Annotated in this window: 1 protein-coding gene; it reads right to left on the minus strand. The window is 54.9% G+C overall.

What is annotated here, in order from left to right; all coding sequences use genetic code 11:
• Nucleotides 1-293 (minus strand): hypothetical protein (locus tag NE473_RS31795; protein ID WP_256265698.1); only part of this gene is annotated, 293 nt, incomplete at both ends.

Below are 293 nucleotides of genomic sequence, written 5' to 3' on the forward strand. Positions count from 1 at the left end.
ACCGTTTTGACGACATCGACCCCATCGCCATCCGGGAAGCTCTGGAAGAAAGAGGGATCGTCAAAACGGTCCTGTTCTTCTTCGGTATAGAACCGGTCCTCCTGAATGAGCTGGGCAATCCGGCGCTGTACCTTCGGCCAGGGCAGCTGCGTTTCCTCCGGGCTGCCGGCACGGACAACGAACAGGCTGTTGCTGTTACTGCCGCCGTATTCCTGAGCCAGCCATGCGGCAGTATCTTTTTCTCTTGCATGGTCTTTCATATAGCGGACAACAGCGTGTTTACTCTCGATATT

It is taken from the genome of Hungatella sp. SL.1.14, from assembly GCF_024460495.1.
Lineage (GTDB): Bacteria > Bacillota > Clostridia > Lachnospirales > Lachnospiraceae > Hungatella > Hungatella hathewayi.